The sequence below is a fragment of the Wolbachia endosymbiont of Ceratosolen solmsi genome, assembly GCF_017869155.1.
Lineage (GTDB): Bacteria > Pseudomonadota > Alphaproteobacteria > Rickettsiales > Anaplasmataceae > Wolbachia > Wolbachia pipientis.
The window spans coordinates 25584-50433 of sequence record NZ_CP054598.1; the positions used below are offsets into that span (position 1 = coordinate 25584).

General features: G+C 34.7%; 29 protein-coding genes and 1 pseudogene. 20 read left to right on the forward strand and 10 right to left on the reverse strand.

Translation table 11 applies throughout. From position 1 onward, the window contains the following. Positions 1 to 65: 65 nt before the first annotated feature. Positions 66 to 1043: a quinone oxidoreductase family protein gene (locus HUB95_RS00165; RefSeq protein WP_015589284.1), complete on the reverse strand. Its 978-nt coding sequence runs from the start codon at positions 1041 to 1043 to the stop codon at positions 66 to 68. A 115-nt stretch (positions 1044 to 1158) separates the two neighbouring features. On the opposite strand from HUB95_RS00165, the gene HUB95_RS00170 reads away from it, so the two are divergent. Together HUB95_RS00170 and HUB95_RS05900 are read left to right on the forward strand one after the other, a co-directional pair. After that, entirely contained in the window at positions 1159 to 1620 is a 462-nt protein-coding gene (locus HUB95_RS00170) for a hypothetical protein (RefSeq protein ID WP_242049552.1), read from the forward strand. Between the two features lie 88 nt (positions 1621 to 1708). Beyond that, positions 1709 to 1861, forward strand: coding sequence for a hypothetical protein (locus HUB95_RS05900; RefSeq protein WP_237357333.1), 153 nt, complete (start codon positions 1709 to 1711; stop codon positions 1859 to 1861). A 253-nt stretch (positions 1862 to 2114) separates the two neighbouring features. Here HUB95_RS05900 and HUB95_RS00175 read toward each other — a convergent pair whose 3' ends face one another. From HUB95_RS00175 to rlmB, 3 genes are all read right to left on the reverse strand, one after another. Beyond that, positions 2115 to 2651, reverse strand: a complete 537-nt coding sequence (locus HUB95_RS00175) for a cytochrome c oxidase assembly protein (RefSeq protein ID WP_015589286.1) — start codon at positions 2649 to 2651, stop codon at positions 2115 to 2117. Beyond that, entirely contained in the window at positions 2652 to 3374 is a 723-nt protein-coding gene (locus HUB95_RS00180) for a Bax inhibitor-1/YccA family protein (protein ID WP_209452417.1), read from the reverse strand. A gap of 79 nt (positions 3375 to 3453) precedes the next feature. After that, positions 3454 to 4218 (reverse strand): 23S rRNA (guanosine(2251)-2'-O)-methyltransferase RlmB, encoded by a 765-nt coding sequence (gene rlmB, locus HUB95_RS00185; protein ID WP_015589288.1) that lies wholly within the window; start codon positions 4216 to 4218, stop codon positions 3454 to 3456. A 92-nt stretch (positions 4219 to 4310) separates the two neighbouring features. Here rlmB and HUB95_RS00190 point away from each other — a divergent pair, with 92 nt between their 5' ends. Beyond that, positions 4311 to 4805 (forward strand): Smr/MutS family protein, encoded by a 495-nt coding sequence (locus HUB95_RS00190; protein ID WP_012673308.1) that lies wholly within the window; start codon positions 4311 to 4313, stop codon positions 4803 to 4805. Positions 4806 to 5602: 797 nt separating this feature from the next. On the opposite strand, the gene HUB95_RS00195 is transcribed toward HUB95_RS00190, so the two are convergent. Next, positions 5603 to 6637, reverse strand: coding sequence for an aspartate-semialdehyde dehydrogenase (locus HUB95_RS00195; RefSeq protein WP_209452418.1), 1035 nt, complete (start codon positions 6635 to 6637; stop codon positions 5603 to 5605). A 140-nt stretch (positions 6638 to 6777) separates the two neighbouring features. Between HUB95_RS00195 and HUB95_RS00200 the strand changes: the two genes are divergently transcribed. After that, positions 6778 to 7230 (forward strand): hypothetical protein, encoded by a 453-nt coding sequence (locus tag HUB95_RS00200; RefSeq protein ID WP_015589289.1) that lies wholly within the window; start codon positions 6778 to 6780, stop codon positions 7228 to 7230. 320 nt (positions 7231 to 7550) lie between these two features. Further along, positions 7551 to 8495 (forward strand): annotated as a pseudogene (locus HUB95_RS06550) (IS110 family transposase). Positions 8496 to 8708: 213 nt separating this feature from the next. Here HUB95_RS06550 and HUB95_RS00220 read toward each other — a convergent pair. Then, entirely contained in the window at positions 8709 to 9983 is a 1275-nt protein-coding gene (locus HUB95_RS00220) for an APC family permease (RefSeq protein WP_141456681.1), read from the reverse strand. Positions 9984 to 10117: 134 nt separating this feature from the next. On the opposite strand from HUB95_RS00220, the gene HUB95_RS05905 reads away from it, so the two are divergent. From HUB95_RS05905 to HUB95_RS05920, 7 genes are all read left to right on the forward strand, one after another. Further along, on the forward strand, positions 10118 to 10867 hold the full coding sequence (locus tag HUB95_RS05905; RefSeq protein WP_244662762.1) for a hypothetical protein: 750 nt from the start codon (positions 10118 to 10120) through the stop codon (positions 10865 to 10867). Then, entirely contained in the window at positions 10795 to 11562 is a 768-nt protein-coding gene (locus HUB95_RS05910; RefSeq protein WP_244662763.1) for a hypothetical protein, read from the forward strand. Before HUB95_RS05905 ends, HUB95_RS05910 begins: the two co-directional genes overlap by 73 nt. Positions 11563 to 11762: 200 nt before the next feature. Continuing rightward, positions 11763 to 12929, forward strand: a complete 1167-nt coding sequence (locus HUB95_RS00230) for an aspartate kinase (RefSeq protein WP_015589292.1) — start codon at positions 11763 to 11765, stop codon at positions 12927 to 12929. Between the two features lie 91 nt (positions 12930 to 13020). Beyond that, positions 13021 to 13224: an IS5 family transposase gene (locus HUB95_RS00235; RefSeq protein WP_007549940.1), complete on the forward strand. Its 204-nt coding sequence runs from the start codon at positions 13021 to 13023 to the stop codon at positions 13222 to 13224. A gap of 32 nt (positions 13225 to 13256) precedes the next feature. Continuing rightward, positions 13257 to 13391: a hypothetical protein gene (locus HUB95_RS06310; protein WP_255324781.1), complete on the forward strand. Its 135-nt coding sequence runs from the start codon at positions 13257 to 13259 to the stop codon at positions 13389 to 13391. Positions 13392 to 13416: 25 nt separating this feature from the next. Beyond that, positions 13417 to 13818 (forward strand): hypothetical protein, encoded by a 402-nt coding sequence (locus HUB95_RS05915; RefSeq protein ID WP_244662764.1) that lies wholly within the window; start codon positions 13417 to 13419, stop codon positions 13816 to 13818. Next, complete coding sequence (locus HUB95_RS05920) at positions 13802 to 14014, forward strand: hypothetical protein (protein WP_065094389.1); 213 nt, start codon at positions 13802 to 13804, stop codon at positions 14012 to 14014. Before HUB95_RS05915 ends, HUB95_RS05920 begins: the two co-directional genes overlap by 17 nt. Before the next feature lie 154 nt (positions 14015 to 14168). Here HUB95_RS05920 and HUB95_RS00250 read toward each other — a convergent pair whose 3' ends face one another. Continuing rightward, positions 14169 to 16085 carry an ATP-dependent helicase gene (locus HUB95_RS00250; protein WP_209452419.1) on the reverse strand — a complete coding sequence of 639 codons (1917 nt, stop codon included), beginning with the start codon at positions 16083 to 16085 and terminating at the stop codon, positions 14169 to 14171. A 100-nt stretch (positions 16086 to 16185) separates the two neighbouring features. Continuing rightward, positions 16186 to 16599, reverse strand: a complete 414-nt coding sequence (locus tag HUB95_RS00255) for a WD_0964 family protein (protein ID WP_015589294.1) — start codon at positions 16597 to 16599, stop codon at positions 16186 to 16188. Between the two features lie 224 nt (positions 16600 to 16823). Between HUB95_RS00255 and HUB95_RS00260 the strand changes: the two genes are divergently transcribed. The 8 genes from HUB95_RS00260 to ccmE are packed head-to-tail and all read left to right on the forward strand — an operon-like array spanning position 16824 to position 23772. Beyond that, positions 16824 to 17411: an NADH-quinone oxidoreductase subunit J gene (locus tag HUB95_RS00260; protein WP_209452420.1), complete on the forward strand. Its 588-nt coding sequence runs from the start codon at positions 16824 to 16826 to the stop codon at positions 17409 to 17411. Then, a complete protein-coding gene (gene nuoK / locus HUB95_RS00265) occupies positions 17402 to 17710 on the forward strand; it encodes an NADH-quinone oxidoreductase subunit NuoK (protein ID WP_010962953.1) in 309 nt (102 codons plus the stop codon). The genes HUB95_RS00260 and nuoK overlap by 10 nt, the downstream gene beginning before the upstream one ends. Before the next feature lie 4 nt (positions 17711 to 17714). Continuing rightward, positions 17715 to 19565, forward strand: a complete 1851-nt coding sequence (gene nuoL / locus HUB95_RS00270; RefSeq protein ID WP_209452421.1) for an NADH-quinone oxidoreductase subunit L — start codon at positions 17715 to 17717, stop codon at positions 19563 to 19565. 3 nt (positions 19566 to 19568) lie between these two features. Then, on the forward strand, positions 19569 to 21011 hold the full coding sequence (locus tag HUB95_RS00275; RefSeq protein WP_015589297.1) for a complex I subunit 4 family protein: 1443 nt from the start codon (positions 19569 to 19571) through the stop codon (positions 21009 to 21011). Then, entirely contained in the window at positions 21008 to 22372 is a 1365-nt protein-coding gene (locus HUB95_RS00280; RefSeq protein WP_015589298.1) for an NADH-quinone oxidoreductase subunit N, read from the forward strand. Before HUB95_RS00275 ends, HUB95_RS00280 begins: the two co-directional genes overlap by 4 nt. A 17-nt stretch (positions 22373 to 22389) precedes the next feature. After that, positions 22390 to 23262: a biotin--[acetyl-CoA-carboxylase] ligase gene (locus HUB95_RS00285; protein WP_141456660.1), complete on the forward strand. Its 873-nt coding sequence runs from the start codon at positions 22390 to 22392 to the stop codon at positions 23260 to 23262. Further along, positions 23259 to 23396: a CcmD-like small membrane protein gene (locus HUB95_RS00290; protein WP_167482792.1), complete on the forward strand. Its 138-nt coding sequence runs from the start codon at positions 23259 to 23261 to the stop codon at positions 23394 to 23396. Before HUB95_RS00285 ends, HUB95_RS00290 begins: the two co-directional genes overlap by 4 nt. Continuing rightward, positions 23380 to 23772, forward strand: coding sequence for a cytochrome c maturation protein CcmE (ccmE, locus tag HUB95_RS00295; protein ID WP_141456659.1), 393 nt, complete (start codon positions 23380 to 23382; stop codon positions 23770 to 23772). The genes HUB95_RS00290 and ccmE overlap by 17 nt, the downstream gene beginning before the upstream one ends. A gap of 166 nt (positions 23773 to 23938) precedes the next feature. On the opposite strand, the gene HUB95_RS00300 is transcribed toward ccmE, so the two are convergent. Continuing rightward, positions 23939 to 24280, reverse strand: a complete 342-nt coding sequence (locus tag HUB95_RS00300) for a hypothetical protein (protein WP_209452422.1) — start codon at positions 24278 to 24280, stop codon at positions 23939 to 23941. 103 nt (positions 24281 to 24383) lie between these two features. After that, complete coding sequence (locus HUB95_RS00305) at positions 24384 to 24752, reverse strand: hypothetical protein (RefSeq protein WP_015589302.1); 369 nt, start codon at positions 24750 to 24752, stop codon at positions 24384 to 24386. Positions 24753 to 24850 lie beyond the last annotated feature (98 nt).

Consider the following 24850-nt stretch of genomic DNA (forward strand, 5'->3'; position numbering starts at 1 on the left):
AATTAAATATGTGAAGTTCTAGTTGATATGATTTAATGAATGGTTAGTTTAAATTACTAGTTTATTTAAGAGATTTTGATAATATTTAACCCACTTGCTTTTCTGTTTTCCATATCGCGATGGGCTTGAATTATTTCATCAAATTTATATTTTTTATTGATCCGTACAGTTAAAAGTTTTTTTCTTATCATCTCGAAGATTTCCATTGTGGTAAGCACTAATGTGAATCTATCATGCTTATAATGATATATTAAGGTTCCAGTTGCAAATAACGAGCGTGAACTAAGTAAAGAAAAACTAATAGGAGCGTTACCTGATATCTGCCCATAGGAAACGTATATGCCGAACCTGCCTAAAGATTCAAAAGAGAGCTTGCTTGTAGCGTAACCTATGGGGTCATATACTGCACCTACTCCTCTGTTTTGCGTAATCTCCATAATTTTAGAAACGAAGTCTTTATCATTGTAGTTTATTGCGTATGTGCAGCCACTTTGTAAAGCTATCTTCATTTTTTCATCAGAGCTTACAGAACCTATCACTACACCTTTTTTATCCTTCGCCCATTGACATATTATTTGCCCTAAGCCACCATTAGCTCCATGAACTAGCACAAAAGCACCAGGCCTGATTTTATAAGATTGATTAACTAAATAGTGAGCTGTCATACCTTTAAACAGCACTGCAGCAGCAACTTCATCAGATATGTCATCTGGGATTTTTATCAGATATTTCTGGTGTATAATGCGCTTTTCACAATATGCCCCTGGAGGAGCTGTGCAATATCCAACTCTATCTCCGACCTTCAACCCATCACTGATTTTTTTACCAAGCTTTTCAATAACTCCCACTGCTTCTACCCCAAGCACTGATGGTAAATTTTTAATTTTGCGCGTACCTTTTCTGTGCTCTAAATCATAACGATTTAAGCCGATAGTTGTGTGACGCACTAAGACTTCCTCGCCTTTTGGCTCACCTATATTCTTATCTACAAATTCTAATACTTCTGGTCCCCCAGTTTTTTTAATTTGTATAGCTCTAACCATGATGAATGTAAGATAAAAACTTTGATTATGTTATCTAACAATTAATATTTTGCAAAATGTTATTTAGAGTTTATATACTATATAAGTGCATATTAATAGTTTTAAGGTATAAATTATGATGGATAGAGAAAATTTGCTTTATAGTGTTTTGTATAATGTGTTGTACAAAGTGGATAAAGATAACGGTTTAGATACTAGTAATATAATAAAAAAAATAAAAGAAAGGCTAGAAAGTGGAATGCGAACTTCAAGCAAAGAAAACTATTATGAATATTTATATGCTTCTTGGGAAAAAAAAGGTTTTGATATTAATCACAAATTTGATTTGAAAGACTATGATGGCTTTCCAGTAGATAGTCTTTTTTCTATTGCTATTAATAACAAACCTCACGCTTTACCAAATCTAGCGCAAGTTTTAATAAAAGCAGGTACTAACGTGCAAAATGAAAAAGGATATTTACATGCCTGCGCTTTGACTCGTTCTCCAGACGTGTTAAAGGCTCTCATAGAAGCGGGGGTAAGTGATAGCCCACATGAACACTACGGGTGGAAATACCGCTTTAGATTGTGTTACTGAACTATATGATGCAGAGAAGTCAATTGAATGCAAAGATTGCTGTAAGATTCTAATTAAGCATACATTGGAAAAAAAACCTCATGAAAAAATGCCAGATTCTGTAAAAAATAATAAGGAATTGGCTCAATATTGGAATGCTTGTGAAGCAAAGAATGAAGGATGGGAATTGATAACACCAAGCACTGAGACACAAGTAGTCGGTGCGCAAAAAGCAAATAAGAACTCCTGCTCAATTCAATAGATCTGTTGCATAATCATTATTTGAATAACAACGCACTCCTTCTATAGCTAACACGTCATACCGCCGCGGAGATCCCGCTAACAAGTAGCGGGATGACGAGGTTTACCTTATCGGATTACGTCATACCGCCGCGGTATCTCAAAGCATAGATCCCGCTAACGGGTAGCGGAATGACAGTTTTTCAAATTGTCGGTAAATCTAAGTCAGTTTAGCTATAGCTCACGCTGCTTGGGTGACAATAGGAAAAAGTTTATTACTTAAGCTTAAAAAACGTGTATGATAGTGTTATTTCGCTCAAATCTTTTGTATTACTATCAAGCATTATCTCAGGATCTATATAGAAAGATACGGGCATAGCTGCTTTTTGTTTTGCTAGCAACATTTGCTCTTCAAAACAAAAGCATGCAACTTTATTGAAATACTTACCTGCTTTGAAAGGCGTAACATTATACACCGCCATACCAAATGAAGGCTGATCAGATAGATTTTTTGCGTAATAAAACGCTAAACTTTGTTCTCCTATGTTTACGTCAACGTAGTTAGTTTCTGATTTAAACTCCCAAGGTAGATCGGACATTATATCAGCATTGAAATGGACCCTGATCTTTTGGTTAGTTATATTTGTTGTTGTGTTAGTTACTTTTCTTATTGTGCCACCATACCCAGTAGCTTTACAAAAAATGCTATATAGAGGCACCGATGCATATGCAAGACATAACATCAATACAACTAGAGATATTAGAAAGAAAACTATAGAATTCTTACTGCCTTTCCTTAAAAAGGAAAACATCTAATCCCTATTGTTGAACAAGTTAAGTAACCTGAGTAGATTGAGAAATATATTAATAAAGTCAAAATAAAGATTAGTTGCACCGAGTATTGCCAATTTAGTAGTAGCAACTTCTGATCCGTCATTATGTTTATAATAAACGTCCTTGATTCTTTGAGCATCATACGCAGTCATTAAGGTAAATACTATTACTGATATAAACGATATTGCAAAGTAGAGAGGACTACTTCCAAGGAATAAATTTACTATAGACGCAATGATTAACCCCCAGATTCCCATAATCAAGAAAGAGCCAATACTTGTAAGATCTCTTTTTGTAGTATTACCATATAAAGCCATAGAGCCAAACATGATTGATGTAATGAAAAACGCCCTTGCTATATTTTCTGCAGTATAAACTATAAAAATATAAGATAAGGAAAGCCCCATTAACACTGAGAACGAGAAAAATATAGTAACGGCAGACTGAGCACTTAGGTGTTGAATTCTATAAGACATGTAGAACACCAATGCAACTGGAGATAACATTACCACAAGCGATAGGACGGGATTAGAATGAATCACCTGAAAAAGACCAGAAAACACTGTTAGGAATGCAACAAGCCCTGTGACGCCCAAAGCTAAAGCCATGTAATTATATACTTTAGTTAGGTAACTTCTAAGCCCAGCACTATAATAAGCGCCTTGAGAGCGAATATCCTGTTCATTTCTCATATAAGACATAATATAACTCCTTTTATCCATTACTTAACACATTATAATATAAAACCATATTTTTATCAAGTGTTTTTATTATAAACAGCTATGCGCTGGCATTTGTTTTAATATAAATAGAATATAGGCCTATTGCTGCTGCATTTGAAACATTTAAGCTGTCAATTACGTTTGATATTGGGATTTTTAAAAGATAATCACAGTTTTCTTTAACTAGTCTTCGTACCCCTTTCTCTTCAGAGCCAAAAATGATTACTCTTTTTTTTTCAAAGCTCTTTATTTCATCTATATTTTCTTTAGCATTGCAATCAAACCCGTAACACCAGTAGCCGACCTTTTTTAAATACTCCATAGTTTTCACTATATTTGTAACGTATATTAGCGGAACGATATCTAAAGCTCCACTTGCTGCTTTTGCAATAGATGCATTTTCACTCGGTGAGTGGTTATGTGGTAAAACCAATGCATTGACATTAAAACAAGCTGAAGTTCTTAAAATTGACCCAATATTGTGCGTGTCAGTGACTTGATCTAAAATGACTATAGTAGAGCTGTCGTTTGAGCTTTCAGCTACTTCTTCGATGCTTAAGTTATGAAGGATAGGAGCAACTTTTAAAGCAATCCCTTGATGATTAGCACCTTTGGGTAAAACGTCATTAAGTATTTTGTTTTCTACTAATCGAACTTTAATGCCCTTACTATTTGCACATTGCTTAATTTCTTTTTCGTGTTCTCTATAGAAATTTTCTGTTACTAACAGTTCTATACACCGCCTATTTTTATTCTTCAGTGCTGACATGCAGGTGTGCTTTCCATACAGCCAAAAATTCTCATTAGTTTTTGACGATTTCATCTTATTATCGAAAATCTGGTTTTTATAGAATAAGCAACATTTTACTATGTTTGAATATTGTTGTAAAATTATACAATTCGATTAATGCGTTTATGTCGGACGATGAGTTGGATTGGCAAAAAAATGTTAAGCCAATAAAATGTGGAAAAGTTACTTTGAAAGTTGATCATAAAGTAAATATAAAGTCTATGGTTGATAAAGGTACCTCCGACTTACAAGGGAATTTTCTTAATACCAATAATGGTAACTCATCATTTTGTCTTGACCAAAACACAAAATCAAAAGTTGATAGGGGTAAATATTTTATAAGCGACAAGCTCGATTTGCATGGCTATAATATAGAGGATGCTTACTGTAAATTGATAGATTTTATTATCAAAAATTATCGAGCAGGGAATAGATGTTTATTGGTAATTACGGGATACGGCAGTGCAACAAATAAAACAGACACTATAAAGAATAACTTAAATAAGTGGTTAAATGATACTAAAATCCAGCATATGGTTCTATACTACCAGCAAGCTACGAAAAAACATGGTGGTAAAGGAGCTTTTTATGTTTTATTAAGAAGGCTTAGGTCCTATTAGCTGCTTAAGTTTCCTTTTAAGCCTTAATTTTTCTTGTATAACCATACAGTGTTCGGCAGCGCGTGACGCACAACTGTGCGAACATTGTGATTTGGGTCTACCAGTACCTCTTTTCCCGTCATCCCGCTACGTGTTAGCGGGATCTCATTTCACTTTATGAGGGTGTCATCCGAATAGCTTGACTACTTGGATCCAGATTGGATACTGAGTTGGTGAGTATAAAAGTATAGCTTCTACGTCATACCGCCGCGGTATCTCAGCCGCTAACAAGTAGCGGGGTGACGAGTTACTATACCGCTGCGAACCGTCATACCGCGATTTATTCCATAGCTGTACGAACATTCATTTTTGAAGGTAAACTGCACAGCAAATGGTGTCATTCCAGTGCTTGACACTGGAATCCAGCCGGCTTTGTTGCATCGCTAGCTATGATGGATTAAAGATAAAAAAGGTGGAGAATATCAGTAGCTTATTATTCTGGTATTTATAACAAGAACGGTCAGTGAATACCTAAATTTGAGTAAAAGAAATTTCACTACCACTCACTAATCCGGCTAAAATTCAAGAATTTCAATGCTTTAGCTATTTTCAATAGAATTAAATTTATTAATATAAATAATAAATTACTATTCTTAAATTTGATCAGATTGATTGCAAAAAAAACAAGATTTTCAATAAGTTGCTTATAATCCTAATTATAGTTAGCCTTTCATAAGTAGCGATGCAACAAAGCCATTCCAGCGTCACGCGCTGCCATGTGATATACAATTTCCTTCGAATTACAACGTACGTGCGCTCTATATGCACTTGATTGACAAATGCTCTCTTATCAAAATCTCAAGAATCTGCACTATATTTAATGCTGCGCCTTTGCGCAGGTTGTCAGCCACTATCCACATATTTAATCCGTGCTCAACAGTATTGTCTCTTCTAATACGCGATACATATACAGCATTCTCCTGTACAACATCAATTTGAGTTATGTATTCACTATCTTCACGCCTGTTGTACACTAAAACTCCACTATCTTCGGCTTCACTTAGCACTTCACGAGCTTGTTCTTCAGTGATATGTTGATCAAATTCCACATTTACTGCCATAGCGTGACCGATAAAGACGGGTACCCTTACACAAGTTGCAGTAACTTTTATATCTTCCTCTAAAATTTTTTTTGTCTCCTCTTGCATTTTCCATTCCTCTTCTGTAGAACCATTTTCCATGAATTCTCCTACATGGGGAATGCAATTGAATGCTATTTGCTTAGAGAATATCTTGGGTTTTTTAGCTTCGTTCATAAAGATTTTTTTTGTCTGGTCATAGAGCTCATCCATTGCTGCTTTGCCTGCACCAGAAGTTGATTGATAAGTTGAAGCAACGATTCTCTTTATTTTTGCTTTTTGGTGTAATAGATGTAGTACTAGCAGCATCTGTATTGTAGTACAGTTTGGATTGGATATTATGTTGTGGTTTTTATATTCCATAATTTTTTCTTTATTAATCTCTGGAATAATGAGTGGCACACCCTCTTTCATTCTAAAATGGGAACTGTTATCTATCACGATGCATCCAGCCTGTGTTGCAATTGGTACATACTCTTCAGAAACATGAGATCCAGCACAGAAAATGGCTACATTAGTTCCAACGAAGTCATAATCCTCAAGGCATAAAACTGTTAACTCTTTGTCACCAAAGCTCACCTTCTTCCCTTCTGATTTTTTCGATGCAAGTACAATAACGCAATCTATCGCCTCATCTTGAAATTCAGCAAGCGTGCTTAATACCTCACGCCCTACTCTTCCGGTTGCTCCAATAACAGCAATTTTGTATCTCATATAGATGAACCTCTAATTTTAAAGTTCTATTATATTTTTACTGACAAAATTTACAATTGTTTTAATATTTTTACCTTGCAATTAATTGTAATTTAGCTATTATTATGCAATATTAGTAATATTACATAATGAAATGAAAGATGAGTAAGGAATACGATGAAACTAAGGTTAAACCTGCAATGTCTACACCTCAAGGGCCTGAAGGAACCAATGGATCAAAGGCCCAAAGTGTTCTTTCAAATAAAAGAAAGCCTACAATAAATTTTGATGATAAAAAGTATGGTGTAAAAACCTCTAAAATAGACCAACAGTCTCTAAACAAAAGACAAGAATCTTCAAAGCTAAGAGATCTCTTAAGGTCAATACCAATAATAAGGAGATTTTTAGCAAGGATTTTCACACCTGAAAAAATAGAAATCATCAGTAACCCTATATATGACAACATGGAAGCATATAAAAAATCGCAGGAAGATTACCCTAGTAAGATAAAAGATGAAACTAGTATAGATGATGAACACACAAAAGAAGTAGATAGTAAACTTGAGAAGGGTAATGTTGAACAAGTGGACAACAAGAAAAGTCGTAGTTCATAAATATCAATCATTTAAAAATTATCTCTATTTATAACATTGTATCTGTTCAGATGCATGGCTCATGTACAAATATTGAAACAAAAATTCCAGTGCTCCTTTCTCGTCATCCCAGTGCGTGACACTTGTATCTTTATGATGTGAGGCATTAGAGCTAAAATACCTCACAGGGAGGGTGAAGCTGATGCGACACTAATGCCATTAAGCCAGATTTTGCTTCCCTCCCATAGAGTTAAAGACTGAACAGTATCTTTTGGAATTATATCACGTATTACAAGGTTAGTCTAAACTCTCAGTTTATTTATAGTCTTGGAGGCAATTTTATGCAAGTAAATGCTATTTTGGGTGTGGATATTTCAAAAAAGAAATTTGATGTTTGTTTGTTAGTGGACAGTAAAAAACGACACAAAGTCTTTCAAAATAATCAAGATGGTTTTGCAAAACTTGTAGTTTGGTGCAATGGCCATGGAGCAAATCTTACTCATTTATGTCTTGAAGCAACTAGTTGGTATGGAGAAGATTTGGCTACTTTTATGCATGATTTAGGACATAATGTCAGTATAGTAAACCCAGAAAGCTTTTGGCAAAAGTGAGCTGCTCAGAAATAAGACAGATAAATCAGATGCAGCTATGATAGCTAGATTTTGTATCGCCAACAAACCTGCTCTTTGGAAGCCCATTGCACCTGAAATGAGGCATTTGAGGGCGTTGCATGCAATCGCTAAAAGATGATAAGGTGCAACAGACAAATCGCTTGGAAAACAAAAATATGCATTCCAGTTGCAAAGAAGCTATATCTAAAGTAATTTTGGCAATAGAGGAGCAAATTATTGTTCTCGAAAAAGAAATTAATGAGCATATAAATAACTATCCACATCTAAAAAATATGGTGGAAAACCTTAAGACTATAAAAGGTATAGGATATCTTACTGCTGTTGCTGTTGTCGCAGAAATGCCATCAGTTGATAACTTTGACAATGCTAAACAATTTACAGCTTTTGCTGCCAGGACATTATCAATCGGGATCGTCAGTAAGTAAGAGAAGTTGCATATGCAAAATAGGATCTGAGCGTATTCGAAAAGCTCTTTATATGCCAGCTATAGTAGTCAAAAACCATAATAATCATTTTCAAAAGTTTTGTCAGCGTCTAGCAAGTAAAGGCAAATGTCCAAAAGTCATAGTTCTTGCGTTAATGCGAAAATTAATGCATGTCTTTTTTGGTATTCTTAAAAAGAATCAACCATTTAATTGTAATTTTGTTGGATAATTTGTTTGACAGCAGAGACAGTATCTGGGATCCAGATTGGGCACTAAGTTGGTAAACACGAAAGCGATTAATCCTTTACAACGTTTTTGATGGAACTGCGCGAAAGAACTGGATGCCAGTGTCACGCACTGGCATGAAACCCATTTCTTCCTATAGTTGTCTTTTCTCGTCTACCTTATTTTGCCACTCTGCTGAACAGATACATAACATTTGCTATACAGAAACTCTGCGATACCAAAATAAATAAAGAGGTACGCCACTTGCAGTGAATAAGCTTGCGATCAGCAAGGTATTCACAGAAGTTTCAAATATTACCCAGCAGCAAAAGGTTGTTGCTATACTGCCAATTAAAAATTTGTAACAACTCTTTTCTTGCACAATAACTTTGAGAAAAGCAAGACTGCATGCAAGGTAAACAAATAAAAATGAAACTACAGAAAAGTCGATAATTGATGTGATCTGCTTAGCAAAATTGTTGCTTGAAGTGAGGATTAGTAGAACTGAAGTGCCAACGGAGCTGATTGTTATGCCCCAGAAAGGAGAACCGTGCTTGTTTCTTTGAGCAAAAAACTGTGGCATCAGTTTATCTTTTGCAAGGCCAAGGGCCACTTGTCCACTAGCTAGTACCCAAGCGTTTAAAGTACCAACACAAAAAATGAACGCAGTTATAGAAATAATCAAGTGCCAATTGCCAGAGGCCATAATTTTTATTGCGTCAACATATGGTGCTCTTGAACTTGCTAAATCATTGCCATTTATTAATCCCATAATTGCAAGATTGTTGATAAAATACACAACAGCAACAGAGATTGTTCCAAGTACCACAGCTCTTGGTATTGTTCTAGCTGGATTATCAACTGACCCTGCAGGTGCTGTTGCCAATTCAACTCCAATAAAACCCCATAGAGTAATAAGTGTAGAACGTGCAAGAATCTGCGATGTTGTAAGATTTGATATTTCTTCACTTATGATGAAGTTATTTCTATCAAAAAAAAACAATGCTGCTATAGGTATTACAAGCAATACAGAAATTTTTATCACCGTCAATAAAAACTCAACACGTCCAGCAGTAGCTACTCCTCTAAAATTTATTAGTGTAATAATTGTAAGTAATAACATCTCTAAAAACAGATGTACGTTTTGAATATCTTCATGGAAAAATGGTGTAAGATAACCAACACCCACAACTATTACGGCTGTTGTGCTAACCCATGAGATCACCCAATACGTCCAACCAACAAAAAAAGCTGCAGCAGGGCCAAAAGCATGCTTTACATAGACGTGAGGGCCACCCGTTTCCGGAAATTTTGCGCAGAGTGAGGCAAAAACTAAAGCAAGAGATATAGCACCAAGCCCTGATATTATCCAGCTTATAAGGCTATACATGCCATATGGAGCAAGGCTAATTGGAAGCATAAAAATTCCAGAGCCAATTTGGCTGCTAATCACTAAGGCAAAAATAGCCCAAAAACCTATTTTATTTGACACAATAATTCTTATCTAAATAGATTAACAATATACCCTAAACTCAGAAATTTCAATTGATCTTTTAACATAAAAACTTGCATTTTTTCAATTTATTCCTAAAATAGATTATATTAACAGATTATTAAGAGGGGGTTATGAATCCGAGATTAAAAGCATTTTTGGTTGTTTGTAGTATTATTGCATTTTTGATTGCACTTTTGTTTCTCGTGTATTATTTAAATCTTCTTGTTAACTATATCCTTGACCCGATTCTAGTTCGTCCCTTTGAAAGATTATACAAAAACTTAATTGTTGATGGTCTTTATGCCTATTTATCTACAAGCACTTCTAGCCCTGCACTAGCATTTTTGGCTACAGGTTTTATTGTTATTGCTGCGTTTATTTGCCTGAATAAAATGCTTCTTCCCTTGCAAGAGAAGATCATAAACAACTATACCTCCTTTAAAAACAACAATATTGATAGCAATAGCATGTTGTTTGAGGTTTATAAAGATCCAACAATAAAATTAAAGGACAAAATCTTATTCTTCAGTATACACTTGATATATTACCTACAGCTTCCATTTTTGTATATTGCATCAAAGGTATCAGCTCTACGTGGGTTTCTTATATTTAATTTTGGTTTATTATTGTTAAATTATGCACTGCTAATTCCAGTGGCACTTCTTGAATTGATAAAGTATCCATTAGTGAGGCTTTTCTCACCTTTGGGTTTGAATGTAAAGCAGCTAAGCTTTTTGTTTAATGTAAGTGATGTGGGCACTGGCAGTCAGAGCGTTCACACGAGTAGTTTTGAACATAGTATTCTCCAATGCGCTCAAGAGTTAAACAGAAATTTGGAGCTCAACCAAATGTACTCAATAAAGAGTTTGAAGACTACATAAATAATTCAGATGAGCTTACAACTGAGCAAAAAGAGCAATTAAAACTTTATCTTAACTTTAATGGTTCCAATGAAGCAGCTTGGCAAGAATCAAAAACTGGACTAACTCTCACACAAGCTGCAAACTTAGTTTCAACTGCTGCTAAGAATCAAAAATCAGATGTGAATTCACTATTACTAATGAATTTAAAGGATGGACTTGGTTTATGTACTCTGGGAATGTTCGATCGTATTATTTATTCGCTTAGTTGTCTTGAAGCGAAAAATAATTTCTTGGTTCAAATAAATGGAGCAGTGAACGTATTAACACCTAAATTTACTGAAAGATTTTTAAAAGAATATTGCAATTATAAAAAATTAAAAATTTTGGTAGACAAGTTTGAAGATTTTTACTCCGAAGATTATGCGGATAAAAATAATATAAGCGATGAGGTGAAGAGCAACATTAACCAATCAATAATAGAAATAAGAGAATTTGTCTTTAAAGAGCTTTACATAAAATTTTACGAAGAGTATGGAAAAAGTATTCAAAGAGGTGCCATAAAGCAAAAATTAAGGGAATTAGTTACAGATGATAGTATAAAGGAAGCAGTGTATTATTCAATGTATAATATAGAAATCCCTGCAGAACCACCTACTTATCTTGAAAGAGTAAAAGCATTTTTTGGAGGTCATGCAAGGTCTTCTGCTGCTTAGTGGTTTAGTTCGTGCTATATAGCTAAACTAACTTAGATTTACTGACAATTTTAAAACAACAAATTCGTCATTCCGCTACTAGTTAGCGCCGCGGCGGTATGACGTGTTCTATAGCTTTGTCTTCCCTTTTCTGAATGGCTTGCAAGCTGCTATCTCTACAAAAACTATATTTTTCTTCAGAAGAGAGTTATATTGTAACTATGGACAAAATAATCATAAAAAAATTTGGTGGGACTTCGCTAACTGATTTAAACCGAGTTGCAAATTTGATAAAAAACGATATTGAGAAAGGTTGTAATGTAATCGTTGTTGTATCTGCTGTTGCAGGATTTACTGACCAAATGGTTTTTCAGGCTAGGCAAATCTCAAATTTAAGTTATAGACAAGAGTTATCAGAGTATGACGTTATGCTTTCAGCAGGAGAACAAATCTCTTGCGGTCTATTAGCTATCACTCTCCAATCGATCGGAGTTAATGCTAAATCGTGGCTTGCCTGGCAGTTACCAATTGCAACTGATGATTTTTATTCTGAGTCTAAAATAAAAACAATAAAGATTGAACGTGTGAAAAGATCTTTTGCTGAGGGTTATACTGCTGCGATCATTGCTGGTTTTCAGGGTATAAATGATGATAGAATCACTACTTTTGGAAGAGGAGGCTCTGATATATCAGCAGTTGCCTTCGCGGTAGCCTTTGGTGTTAGAACTTGCGAAATTTTTACTGATATTGATGGAATATATACAGCAGACCCGAGAATTGTTCCAAAGGCACGCAAGCTCAAATTTATCTCTTACGATGAAATGTTGGAAATGTCGTCATCTGGTGCTAAAATACTGCATAATCGTTCAGTACAACTTGCAATGAAACATAACATTAAAGTGCAAGTGCTATCCACTTTTAAGGAAGTAGAAGGCACCACAGTGCTACACAAAAGGGATGTACTAGAGAGATACTTAATTACTGGAATAACTTATAGCACTAATGAAGCTCTTGTAACTTTCACTAACCTTGCAAATAACTTGCGTACTTTAAGAGATATAGCAGGAGCAAACGTTAAAATTGATATGATACATGGGTCAAGTTTTGTTATCTCCAAATTTGATATTGATTCAATGGAAAAGTTACTGAATAAGAATGAAAATTATGCTATAAACGATAATGTAGCTAAAATTTCAATAATTGGTATTGGTGTTATGTCTAACACTGAAGTGATGCACCGCACACTCAAGGTTTTAAGCGAAAAAAAGATAGAAATACTTGCTATCACAACATCTGAAATCAAAATCAGTATAATTGTTCAAAAAGAATGCGCTGTAGCTTTAGTCAAAGATTTACATACTGAGTATGAGCTTGATATGCAGCACTAGGATAGGCTTGACGTCCAGTTGTCTAAGAGTATGTCTTGAAAAGGAATGAGGAAAAAAATATGATAGTGTAAGTAAAAAATAGGAGGGAAAATTGTATCCAAGTGATATAAGTGATAAGGAATGGGAAATTTTGGAGCCACATGTTGCACAAGGAAAGATAGGGAGGCCAAGAAAGCACAATATCAGAACAATTATTAATGCAATAAGGTATATAATGAGAGGTGGTTGTCAATGGAGAATGCTGCCGAAAGATTTTCCTCCATGGAAGACGGTGTATGACTATTTTCTCAGGTGACGTAGTAATGGCAAATTGGAAAAATACATAATATGCTAGTAAAAGAGGTAAGAAAAATGTTTGGTAAAAATGAAACACCTTCAGTAGGAATAATTGACAGTCAATCAGTAAAAACCACTCAAAAAGGGGATCCAGAGGATATGATGCTGAAAAAAAATAAAGGGTAGAAAACGTCATATTGTTGTAGATACAGTGGGCTTAATTATTGCGGCTGATGTTCATAGTGCAAGTGTTCAAGATCGTGATGGTGCTCTAAATCTTTTCACTCAAGCTAAATACAAGTCTCCAACTTTACGTAAGTTTTTTGCTGATCAAGGATACATAGCAAAACCGCTGTTTATTGGAGACAGGATACGATTACCAAGAAAGCTGTTGATGTTACAGGATTGTTTCGACAATCTGGACCACAATTTAGCACTGCAGGCTATCAAGAAGCACACAGACTGCAAATGGGTCATACTGTATGTTGAAAGGTGGATGAAATCCCCTATTCAGCAAGCAGATGGCAGTAAGGTAGTTAGGGAAAAAAGGAGTTCCGCAAGGAGGTTCAATAAGCCCAATCATTTCAAACATATTTATGCACCATGCATTTGATATATGGATGAAACAAAATCACCCAACAGTACCATTTGAAAGATATGTGGATGATGCGATAGTGCACTGCAGAACTAAAAGACAGGCAGAATTTATGCGAGCAGCAATTGAAGAAAGATTGGCACAATGTAAGCTAAAATTGCAACCTGATACCAATGCCATTCCAAAACTCCATCATTATACTGCCTTAGTATAACCTTCTCACTTCTATTGTCTATTTGTTTGTTATGTAATAGAAATTGGTATGAGATTGAAGAATTAAGTGTGAACGGTTACAGAATTTTTGCCAAGAGAAACATATAGTTAAAGTAATTCAGATTTGTAAGATATGTTTATCTGCAATTATAGCTTCAACAGTAGGCAATGTTGCTTTTAATTACCTCAACATTTTCTCTTGGCAATTCTTTAATGAACCGAGAAGTGCGCATCGGTTGCCACTGGTTGTTAATTTCCCTCCTATCTGCACATGAAATGATTAACCTTTCTTTGGCTCTGGTTATGCCAACATATGCGAGTCTCCTTTCTTCTTCTAAAGCTTTACCACTTTTGTCATCAAAAGATCTTTGATGAGGAAATAATCCCTCTTCCCAACCAGGTAGAAACACGCACGGGAATTCAAGTCCTTTGGCTGCATGAAGAGTCATAACATATACGGTGTCATCGTTATTCATATTATCCACTTCCATCACCAGACTTATATGCTCCAAGAAAGTTGTGGCATTATCGAAATTTTTTAAAGATGAGATGAGCTCTTTAACATTTTCTATTCGTGCTAAGCCTGTTACCTCCTCATTTTCAAGCATTTCAATATATCCTGATTGGTTTGCTACGATTTTAACGAATTCATGCAGTGGTTTTACGCTTACTATTTCTTCCCAAGCTTTAATTTTATTTAAAAAATCGTTGAGTGAGAGTTTAATTCTTTCGGTTACCTGATTACTATTAACTAATATTTTTGCTGCCTCAAAAAAAGAAATTTTGTTATCCTGAGCAGTCGTGTATATTTTCTTTAGAGTTGTAGCTCCTATGCTTCTTTTTGGCCGATTTACTATCCTTTCGAAAGCTAAGTCATCGTTATTGTTTGTAACAAGTCTTAAATATGCAATTATATCCCTGACTTCCTGACGTTCGTAGAATTTTACGCCACTTATAATCTTGTAGGGAATTGAATATTTTATAAAATACTCTTCGAGAACTCTAGTTTGAAAAGTGGCCCTTACCAGCACTGCAATGTCACTAAATCTGTATTTATTGAGTTTCAATATCTGTTCGCTTATGAACCTTGCTTCAGCTTTCCCATCCCATAATTTTATTAGATTTACCTTTTCCCCTTCAATGTTTGTTGTCCACAATTTTTTTTCTAAGCGAGTCTTATTGTGATTGATAACATATGACGCAGTTGCAAGTATGTGGGATGTTGACCTGTAGTTACACTCTAGTTTAACGGTTTTTGCATTTTTAAAATCATCAGAAAACTTCAAAATATTTTCAACTTCTGCGCCACGCCAACTATATATCGACTGGTCATCATCTCCTACACAGCAAATATTTGAGTGCTCTTTTGCAAGGTATTTTAGCAAAAGATATTGTATCGCATTTGTATCTTGATATTCATCTACCATGACATATTTAAACTTGTTTTGGTAGTAGGACAGAACTTCGGTCTTTTGATTAAAGAGTTGTATGTTATATAGCAATAAGTCACCAAAATCGACAGAGTTAAGGAATTTCAACCTTTCCTGATACTGGTGATAGACCTTGAGTGCAGTTACATATACTGGCCTAAATGATTGAATATCTTCCACTTCAGATGGCAATAAGCACTTCTCTTTCCATTGCTGAATAATATTCATAATGGTCTTACATTTTTCTGATAGGTAATCAGGATTTATTTCATTGATAATATTTTTTATTACCTGTAATTGGTCATCCACACCAATGATTGTAAAATTGGTGTTTAAGCCCACAATTTCTGCGTGCATGCGCAAAATTTTTGCTGCAATTGCATGGAAAGTGCCAAGCCATGGTATGTTTGTGCCCGTTAGCTCAAGTACCCTTGATACCATCTCATTTGCTGCTTTATTTGTAAATGTAACTGCTAATATCTCATCAGAATAAGCGTGACCGTTTCTAATTATGTGTGCTATTCTTGAAGTAATCGTTCTTGTTTTTCCCGTCCCGGCTCCTGCCAGTATCAAAACTGGTCCATCTATGTTAGTTACAGCTGATTGTTGTTCTGGATTTAGCAGTGAGAGATAATCGTTCATCGTAGCCATATAGATTATAACTTCGTAAAGTTAAACCTATGATTGAAATATTGTAAAGGTTTTATTGAATAGAACAGTTAAAGAATGCTTCACTCAAGTGTTACGTTTTGTATATACCTTTGTTAGGCAGCTTGGATGTGGTGGGTAACGATAAATTGATCTGATCTAGGCTGCTGTTTGTTAGGTGGATAGGTGGAGTTTGGAATGACTTATATGTACGGTTTAGCTCCTCCATTTCTCTTTCTTCAACTTTAACAGGGAACTTTGAGGCATAGTGGTTATGCGTTGCAGGTCGTTCAGTGAGATTTTCATATGTTTCTTTCAACCAAGTTCCGATATCATACATAAATCCATACGCTTTTTCTTTAAATTCTCTCCATGATCTACTGAAACTTGCTAGTGTGTTATTGAAGTAAATTGTCATGTAATCTCTTGTAGTGTACTGATAACTTTCACTATTTAATTTACCACTTTGTGTGTTACAAGTTTTGAAATAACCAAATATGTTGTACATTTCGCGCTGCCATTAATTATGAATATACATATATTATACGTTAATAAATTAAAATTATCAAGAACAAGTTAAGTGTTTATTGCATTACTGAGAAAATGCTCTATATAATAATTTAAAATGGAGCTGGAGCTTTGTAGTACAATGTTTTTAAACGTTTAATATAATATTGACTTTACCACGATAGTTACTTTAAATTAGTAACTATTGTTGCAGTTAAAGTATCGATGCCTTTTTTCTTTTATTTTTTTGCAATTCTTAGCATTTTATCTGCTGTATGCGTAATTAGTGTAAGAAATCCTGTGCATGCAGTATTATTTTTAATTTTCACCTTCCTTAACTCTGCAGTGCTTTTTATTCTCCTTGGAGCTGAATTCATTGCTATGATGGTGCTGATAGTATACATCGGTGCGGTTGCGGTGTTGTTCCTCTTTGTAGTTATGATGCTCGATATTGACTACATAAGGTTGCGCCAGGGTTTTGCAAAGCATTGCACTCTTGGTGCTATGTTGTGTGTTGTGTTTTTTCTAGTCATCAGCTTTGTAATCCGCAGCTCAGCACCGAATATAAGCAATGTTATAAACTATAATACCAATAATGTGAAAGCTATTGGTAATTTGCTGTATACCGACTACATGTACGCTTTTCATCTTTCTGGAATTTTGCTACTTGTTGCAATTGTCGGTGCAATTGCTCTTACTTTGCAGGACAAGAAAAAAGGAGTTAAAAAACAGAATGTATTAAAGCAATTGACGCAATCTTCATCTGTAAAATTGGTTAAGGCTAAATTTGGAAAAGGAGTGGAATGGAAATAGGATTAAATCATTTTTTGATAGTTGCTGCTATTTTGTTCACTGTTGGGGTGTGCGGTATTTTCATCAACCGTAAGAGCATAATCAATATATTGTTATCAATAGAAATATTATTGTTGGCGATTAACATCAATCTAGTTGCTTTTTCTGCCTTTATGAATGATATAGTTGGGCAAATCTTTGTGATGTTTGTGTTGACTGTTGCGGCAGCAGAGTCAGGAGTTGGACTTGCAATATTGGTTGTATATTATAGAAGCCGTGGCAATATAGATGTTGAACAAGCGAACTTAATGAAAGAATGAAAGTATGATGGATATACTGAAATTAATAGTATTTTTGCCACTTTTTGGTTCACTATTTGCAGCACTTTTTAGAAAGGATGTTTTTGGTCAGTTAATTACAACGGCAGGGATTGGAATATCTGCAGTTTTATCTTGGTATGTTTTTCTTACCTTCTCTGAAAATTATCACTTGAGTTTATTTCCTTTATTTTCATTAAGTGTATTAAAAGTAAATTGGGCAATTAGTGTGGATGCTCTCTCATCCTTAATGCTGATTGTTATTACCACCGTTTCGCTGGTAGTGCATCTCTATTCTATCGGCTATATGGAGCATGGGAAGTCGAGGTTTTTTTCTTACCTATCGCTGTTCACATTTTGCATGATTGTGCTGGTTGTAAGCGATAATTTCGTGCAGCTTTTTTTTGGCTGGGAAGGAGTTGGCCTGTGTTCTTATTTACTCATAGGATTTTGGTTCCAAAAATATTCTGCAAATAATGCAGCAATTAAAGCATTTGTTGTGAATAGGGTAGGAGACTTTGCACTATTGATTGGAATCTTTCTTATTTATTATACATTTCACTCTTTGAAATTTACTGAAGTTTTTGACACAGCTGATCTTCTTGGCGCGCAGAACATTAGGGCATTCTGCTGTGAATTCAAAGTAATTCATATAATATGCATATTACTTTTTATTGGCTGTATGGGTAAATCTGCACAGCTTGGTTTACATGTTTGGTTGCCAGATGCAATGGAAGGGCCAACCCCTGTTTCTGCACTCATTCACGCAGCAACGATGGTAACAGCCGGTATATTTTTAATAGCAAAATGTTCTTCATTGTTTGAGTTATCAAATGTGGCACGAGAATTAATAGTTATCGTTGGTGCACTTACTGCTTTTTTTGCAGCCACCGTTGCGATTACTCAGAATGATATAAAAAAAATAATTGCTTATTCAACCTGCAGTCAACTTGGTTATATGTTCATGGCATGTGGGCTTTCTGCTTACAATGTTGCTATTTTTCATTTAATGACCCACGCTTTTTTTAAAGCTCTACTATTTCTTGGTGCTGGCAATGTGATTCATGCAATGCATCATGAGCAAAACATTCAGAAAATGGGAAATTGCTGGAAGAAAATCCCTTGCACTTACACTCTCATGTGGATTGGGTCTCTTGCGCTTTCTGGAATATTTCCATTTGCAGGTTTTTACTCAAAGGATTTGATAATTGAACATGCTTATAGCACGGATAGCTTTGCTTTTGTAATAAGCTTAGTTGTTGCATTCTTCACAGCGTTTTACTCTTGGAGGTTATTGCTTCTTGTGTTCCACAGCCAAAAACAAAGTAAAATTAATATACATGAAGCACAGAAGATTATGCTTATACCATTACTGATACTTGCTTTTGAATCGGTATTTTCTGGAGTGTGGGGAGCAAATATTTTGAACATAACTAGTAATGCGTTTTGGAAATCAAGTTTAGTGGTGGTTGATGAGCATGGAGTTCATAATTTCTTTATAAAACTACTGCCAACCTTGGCGAGCCTAAGTGGAATAGCACTTGCGTACCTAATTTACCAATATCAAGTAATTAGGCAAATTAAGAGTAAATTTTTACTTAAATTTTTGCAGAATAAATGGTACTTTGATGAGGTGTATGAGTTTGTTATAATTGTACCAACAAGGTTTATATCTAGGCTTCTATGGAAGTTTGATGTTAAGGCTATTGATTCATTTGGACCAAATGGTGTTGTAAGGTTGGTTAATGAATGTTCAAAAAGTTCTATAAAGTTGCAAACTGGTTATATATTTGATTATGCACTTATTATGTTTGTTACTTTAATAATCGGTGCTTTATATATTATTGGAATTAAATAGAAGGTGTTGTTACTTAGTATATTCTTGCTTCCACTGATAGGAGCGTTGATTTTATCCTTAATCAGGATTAATCATCAATCTATACACCTAAGATTCCTTGCCCTATTTTTTGCTGTACTTCCATTTTTGCTTAGCATTGTAGCTTGTATAGAATTTGATTATAACAATGCGGACTTTCAGTTTGTCAGCTACCCAATTAGAAATGTTGGAATAGGGATAGATGGTATATCGTTGCTTTTCCTTCTGCTTACAACTTTCTTGTTTGTAATTTGTATACTCTACAACTGCAAAATGAGTTATACGACCCTCAGTCCATATATGGCATTGTTTCTACTGCTTGAGAGTTTTGTAGTCGGTTTTTTCGTTTCACTGAATGCTATAAGCTTTTATGTGTTTTTTGAAGCTGTTTTAATACCAATGTTCTTTATTATTGGCATCTGGGGAGGAAAACACAGGGTATATGCAACGTTTAAGTTGTTTCTTTATACATTAACTGGCTCATTATTATTCCTACTTGGCTTGGTGTACATCTATAGCACTTTTGGGACGTTTAATATACAAAAATTAGCTACATTAGTGCCAAGTCTTGATCTTGAAGTGCAGTCATTGCTATGGATTGCATTTTTTATTTCTTTTGCAATAAAAGTACCGATGTTTCCATTTCACACTTGGCTTCCTGATGCGCATGTGCAATCACCAACTTCTGGATCTGTGATTTTAGCTGGCTTGCTTATTAAAATGGGGGGATATGGATTTTTAAGGTTTTCTATTCCAATGCTTCCTCAGGCAAGTTTGTATTTTTCAAATTTCGTTGTTGTGCTGAGCATTATTGCGGTAATATATGCTTCTCTAGTTGCGTTTGCTCAAGATGATATAAAGAAGTTAATAGCTTATTCTTCAATAGCACATATGGGGATCGTTACTGCTGGCCTCTTTTCATTTTGTGAGGAAGGAGTACTGGGTAGCATATTTCAAATGATTAGTCATGGCCTTATTTCTGCTGCTTTATTTTTGTGTGTTGGAATGCTATATACTCGAACTGGAACTTTGGAGATTGCAAAATATTTTGGCATAGTAAACACAATGCCAAAATTTGGTTTTATGTTCATTTTATTTTCAATGGCTTCAATAGGGCTACCTGGAACATCTGGATTCATAGGTGAGTTTTTGGCTATGGTTGGAATGTTTAAGAGCATAGGGTTTTTTACAGGATTTATCGCACTTGGCACTATTTTAAGCGCAGTTTATATGCTGAATTTATGTAAGCAAATAATATGGGGGGTTAGCTATTCTAAATTATTAAATAACCGCTTGGATAGCATAGAATTTTCTGTCTTAATTCTGCTTGCAGTGTTTGTTATTTTGCTTGGATTCTACCCAACCCTTGCACTGAATTATTTGAAGCCATGTATGGCAAATTTGTTAGTCAAATATAATGCGCTATGAATTATATACAGATATTGCCGGAAACGTTCTCTATTATCTCCTCGTTAGTGTTGCTGCTGCTTGGAATTATATTTAACCGCCGAACTATCAACTTATTAGCACTTGGCTGCACAGTGGTAACTTTGATTATTTTAATTATTTCGGCAGAAAACAATGAAATTTTTCTCTTTAATTCGTTGTTAAAACTCAATTTATACATCAGGTCAGCCCAAGGGTTAATTCTCAGCACAGGAATTTTAATACTTTTGATGCTGAATTTATCAAAATATGACTATAAATATGAATTTTCAATACTGATTCTTTTTGCGCTATTTGGCATGATAACTTTGGTTTCAGCAAATAGTCTGATTTCTTTTTATTTAGCTTTTGAGTTGATGAGTATATCTTTGTATGTTCTTGCGAGCTTTAATAAAGATTCAGCTTATTCATGTGAAGCAGGAGTGAAATATTTTACACTTAGTGCACTATCTTCCTGCATTATGCTATATGGAATGTCGCTGCTTTATGGATATACAGGACAAGTCAATTTCTCTGAGCTCGGTTCATTCTTGCAAAGCCATCAGATAACTTATGGAATAGTTTTTGGATTAGTCTTTATCCTAATTGGTTTGTGTTTCAAGCTTGCTATTGCTCCTTTTCATATGTGGGCTCCAGATGTCTATCAAGGTGCACCTACCATAGTAACTGCGTTTTTTTCTACAGCTCCAAAAGCTGCACTTGTAACATTTTTAATTCGATTGATGAATGAAGAGTTAGTAAATGTAAAAAGTTATGTTCAGCCTATTTTCTTATACGTTTCAGCATTGTCTGTGCTTATCTCAGCTTTTGGGGCCTTGCGTCAGCAAAACTTAAAAAGGCTGCTTGCTTACAGTTCAATTGGTCACATTGGTTTTATATTTGCTTCACTTTCTATTTTTACACAAGCAGGAACAGATAGTGCCTTAATGTATCTGGTGATATATATCATCACAAGCATAGGGCTATTCTCATATCTCGTACAAATTGACGATGACGATTGTGATATTGCAAATTTATCTGGTATAGGGAAGAAACGCCCAATTGTAGCATTTCATCTTTCTGTGCTGTTACTCTCGATGTCGGGAATACCTCCACTTGCAGGTTTTATCGCTAAATTTTTTATATTCAAAAGTTTAATAAATTCTGGCTTTATCAGCCTGTCCTTGATCCTTGTAATAGCGAGTGTGATATCATGCTACTATTATTTAAATATCATGAAAGTTATGTATTTTGATAAAGCTAGTGGTAATAAGGTTGCTTATTCTAAGGGTCTATTCATTATTACTTCAGTGGCTTCACTGATCAACCTCGTTCTTTTCTTGTACGTTTTACTCACTCATTGAACTAAAGGACTGACAAGGTGATCCCTGAGGGTTTTCATATTCATCATTACAAAGAAGTTTCAAGCACTAATAAAGAAGCGTTGGATTTAATTGGGAGAGGAATATCAAATGAAACCGTTATTATTGCCGATAAACAAACAGAGGGTAGAGGGCGCACTGGAAAAAACTGGATTTCTCCAGAGGGTAATTTTTATGCGAGTTTGGTAATAAACCTCTTTAACGATTATCTTAATGAAAGCCAGCTTTCGGTGTCATTCCAGCGCGTGACGCTGGAATCTAGAAAAAAAGAAGAATGGATCCCAGTGTCAAGCACTGGGATGACATCAGAGGGCATTGGGATGACAGAGAGGGGTTTGGTGAATAAAATTGCGGATGTCAGCAAATTAACAGAATTGACTTTTGTTACTGCTCTTGCTGTTGGAAATACTATACTGTCATTTATAAATGGTCTAAATCTCCAGTATAAATGGCCAAATGACATTCTAATCGATGGCAAGAAAATAAGTGGAATATTGCTTGAAAAAAGATCCAATTCGAATTGGCTCATTATAGGAATTGGAATTAATGTCAATCATGCACCACTTCCAGGAACAACGTGCATTAGCAATTACGGTGAGTCTGTGTCTAACATAGATCTACTAAAAAAATTAATAATAAATTTTAATAAGCTAAGAAAGCAATGGCTATTTGATGGGTTTTATGCTATAAGAGAAATGTGGTTAAAAAAAGCATTCAAAATGCATGAACAAATCAGTGTAAAGTTAGCTGACAAATTGTATGAAGGAATTTTTGCTGATATAGATAAAAGTGGTAAATTGGTGTTGCAGCAAAAGGATGGAAGCTTAATTTATTTTGATGCAGGTGAGTTATTTATTGGCAGTGCATTATGAATACATATGTAATTTTTGCTTACCTTATTAGTTTTACGTTGATTACCGGAGAACTGATTTTTACCATTTCTTGCTATATTAAAAGTAAAAAAATTCTAGAAAGCCTGAAAGATAATAATGAAGAAGAAACATAAGCGATTACTTATAACTTCAGGAATTTTCTGCTTTTTAAGCTGCATAGTCTTTTTTATTTTAACAACGCTCAAAGAAAATATCTCATTTTTCTATACAGTAAGTGAGGCAATAGTTTTACCAAATAGTCAAAAGCCAATCCATATTGGTGGAATGGTTGTTGAAGATAGTGTGATACGGAGCGAAAGTGAAGTAGTTTTTCAAATGACAGATTTTAACAAAAGCGTTGTGGTAAAATACCAGGGAATACTTCCACCAATGTTTTCAGAAAAAAGTGGTGTTGTTGTGCAAGGTAAAATGTTTGATAATAATACCTTTCTTGCAGATACGGTGTTTGCAAAACATGATGAGAACTATATGCCGAAAGTTTTAAAATAGATTCCTTAACCTGGCTGTATTGAAACGGTATGTAGAGAGAGTCACAGCCTGCTAGCAAGCTGTGACTCTCTTAACTACTATAATATATCATGGTGAGTTGGTGCTTCCCATTCATCTATGTTGTCATCACTAACCGTTCCTATTTTTAATTTTTCAACTTCTTCTCTTAGATTATTAAAGTTTTTTTCAAAATTTCATAATTCTTACTAGTATCGATAACTACCTTGTCCAAATCATATAAATCCTTACTCAATTTATTCTGAACATAGTTTGCATTAAGCCTCAATTGGTAATCCAAGTCAGAAACAAATGTGTCGTTTAATTCTGTGATTAGTTTGTCTAGAACTTTGTGAACATAACCAACCGACGCATTCTTTTCTTTATTGCTCTCAAAAGATTTAGGCTTAATTTTGACTTCTATGTCATCTATTATTCTATATTCGTCTTCGACTATTCTTCCTATTGATTCATAGTCTTTTTCGCTTTCTTTTACACTGTAATTACTCATATTAACTCCTATAAAAAATTATACTTTTAAAATCAACTCAGCTACACTGAAATGGTATGTGGAAAGAGTAACAGCCTGTATCAGGCTGTTACTTTCCTAACTACTACAATATATCAGGATGGGTTGGTGCCTCCTCAGGTAACATACTATTTACCTTACCTGCTAACTCACTTAGATCTTTTTTTAATCCTGCATCATCGTTGCCTATAATATCTTCCAAACTTTTAACTTTAGCTTGCTCTTCTCCTAACATAATATTCAACCCACTAATAAGTTGTTCATTTATATTATTAACTAATGCATCAACTGCTTTTTTAACAGTATGACCACTTGCTGTTTTGCCAAGGTCTTGTATATCCTTATCAGTACCTGTCTTAAGTATAATAAGATCAAGAGCGCTTATAAGTTTTTCTTTATTACCAGTAGTAAAATTATCCTCATTTTGTACAAGGTTTTGCGAGTTCTTGCTCATATAAATTACCTCCATAAATTATTAAAGTTTAAATTATTTTTTAGTTTCACATGCAAACTGTTTTTTCTTTTAACTTATAAACATTAATTTATAAGTAT

What these genes read in the sequence shown, in the direction of transcription:
- HUB95_RS00290 (WP_167482792.1), top strand. Translation starts at nt 23,259, where the DNA reads ATGAATACATATGTAATTTTTGCTTACCTTATTAGTTTTACGTTGATT.
- HUB95_RS00230 (WP_015589292.1), top strand. Translation starts at nt 11,763, where the DNA reads ATGGACAAAATAATCATAAAAAAATTTGGTGGGACTTCGCTAACTGAT.
- HUB95_RS00180 (WP_209452417.1), bottom strand. Translation starts at nt 3,374, where the DNA reads ATGTCTTATATGAGAAATGAACAGGATATTCGCTCTCAAGGCGCTTAT.
- HUB95_RS00165 (WP_015589284.1), bottom strand. Translation starts at nt 1,043, where the DNA reads ATGGTTAGAGCTATACAAATTAAAAAAACTGGGGGACCAGAAGTATTA.
- HUB95_RS00260 (WP_209452420.1), top strand. Translation starts at nt 16,824, where the DNA reads ATGCCTTTTTTCTTTTATTTTTTTGCAATTCTTAGCATTTTATCTGCT.
- HUB95_RS00300 (WP_209452422.1), bottom strand. Translation starts at nt 24,280, where the DNA reads ATGAGTAATTACAGTGTAAAAGAAAGCGAAAAAGACTATGAATCAATA.
- HUB95_RS05920 (WP_065094389.1), top strand. Translation starts at nt 13,802, where the DNA reads ATGCACCATGCATTTGATATATGGATGAAACAAAATCACCCAACAGTA.
- HUB95_RS06310 (WP_255324781.1), top strand. Translation starts at nt 13,257, where the DNA reads ATGCTAGTAAAAGAGGTAAGAAAAATGTTTGGTAAAAATGAAACACCT.
- HUB95_RS00250 (WP_209452419.1), bottom strand. Translation starts at nt 16,085, where the DNA reads ATGAACGATTATCTCTCACTGCTAAATCCAGAACAACAATCAGCTGTA.
- HUB95_RS05905 (WP_244662762.1), top strand. Translation starts at nt 10,118, where the DNA reads ATGAATCCGAGATTAAAAGCATTTTTGGTTGTTTGTAGTATTATTGCA.
- HUB95_RS00195 (WP_209452418.1), bottom strand. Translation starts at nt 6,637, where the DNA reads ATGAGATACAAAATTGCTGTTATTGGAGCAACCGGAAGAGTAGGGCGT.
- HUB95_RS00280 (WP_015589298.1), top strand. Translation starts at nt 21,008, where the DNA reads ATGAATTATATACAGATATTGCCGGAAACGTTCTCTATTATCTCCTCG.
- HUB95_RS05900 (WP_237357333.1), top strand. Translation starts at nt 1,709, where the DNA reads ATGCCAGATTCTGTAAAAAATAATAAGGAATTGGCTCAATATTGGAAT.
- HUB95_RS05910 (WP_244662763.1), top strand. Translation starts at nt 10,795, where the DNA reads ATGCGCTCAAGAGTTAAACAGAAATTTGGAGCTCAACCAAATGTACTC.
- HUB95_RS00170 (WP_242049552.1), top strand. Translation starts at nt 1,159, where the DNA reads ATGATGGATAGAGAAAATTTGCTTTATAGTGTTTTGTATAATGTGTTG.
- HUB95_RS00190 (WP_012673308.1), top strand. Translation starts at nt 4,311, where the DNA reads ATGTCGGACGATGAGTTGGATTGGCAAAAAAATGTTAAGCCAATAAAA.
- nuoL (WP_209452421.1), top strand. Translation starts at nt 17,715, where the DNA reads ATGATGGATATACTGAAATTAATAGTATTTTTGCCACTTTTTGGTTCA.
- rlmB (WP_015589288.1), bottom strand. Translation starts at nt 4,218, where the DNA reads ATGAAATCGTCAAAAACTAATGAGAATTTTTGGCTGTATGGAAAGCAC.
- HUB95_RS00200 (WP_015589289.1), top strand. Translation starts at nt 6,778, where the DNA reads ATGAGTAAGGAATACGATGAAACTAAGGTTAAACCTGCAATGTCTACA.
- ccmE (WP_141456659.1), top strand. Translation starts at nt 23,380, where the DNA reads ATGAAGAAGAAACATAAGCGATTACTTATAACTTCAGGAATTTTCTGC.
- HUB95_RS00255 (WP_015589294.1), bottom strand. Translation starts at nt 16,599, where the DNA reads ATGTACAACATATTTGGTTATTTCAAAACTTGTAACACACAAAGTGGT.
- HUB95_RS00175 (WP_015589286.1), bottom strand. Translation starts at nt 2,651, where the DNA reads ATGTTTTCCTTTTTAAGGAAAGGCAGTAAGAATTCTATAGTTTTCTTT.
- HUB95_RS00305 (WP_015589302.1), bottom strand. Translation starts at nt 24,752, where the DNA reads ATGAGCAAGAACTCGCAAAACCTTGTACAAAATGAGGATAATTTTACT.
- nuoK (WP_010962953.1), top strand. Translation starts at nt 17,402, where the DNA reads ATGGAAATAGGATTAAATCATTTTTTGATAGTTGCTGCTATTTTGTTC.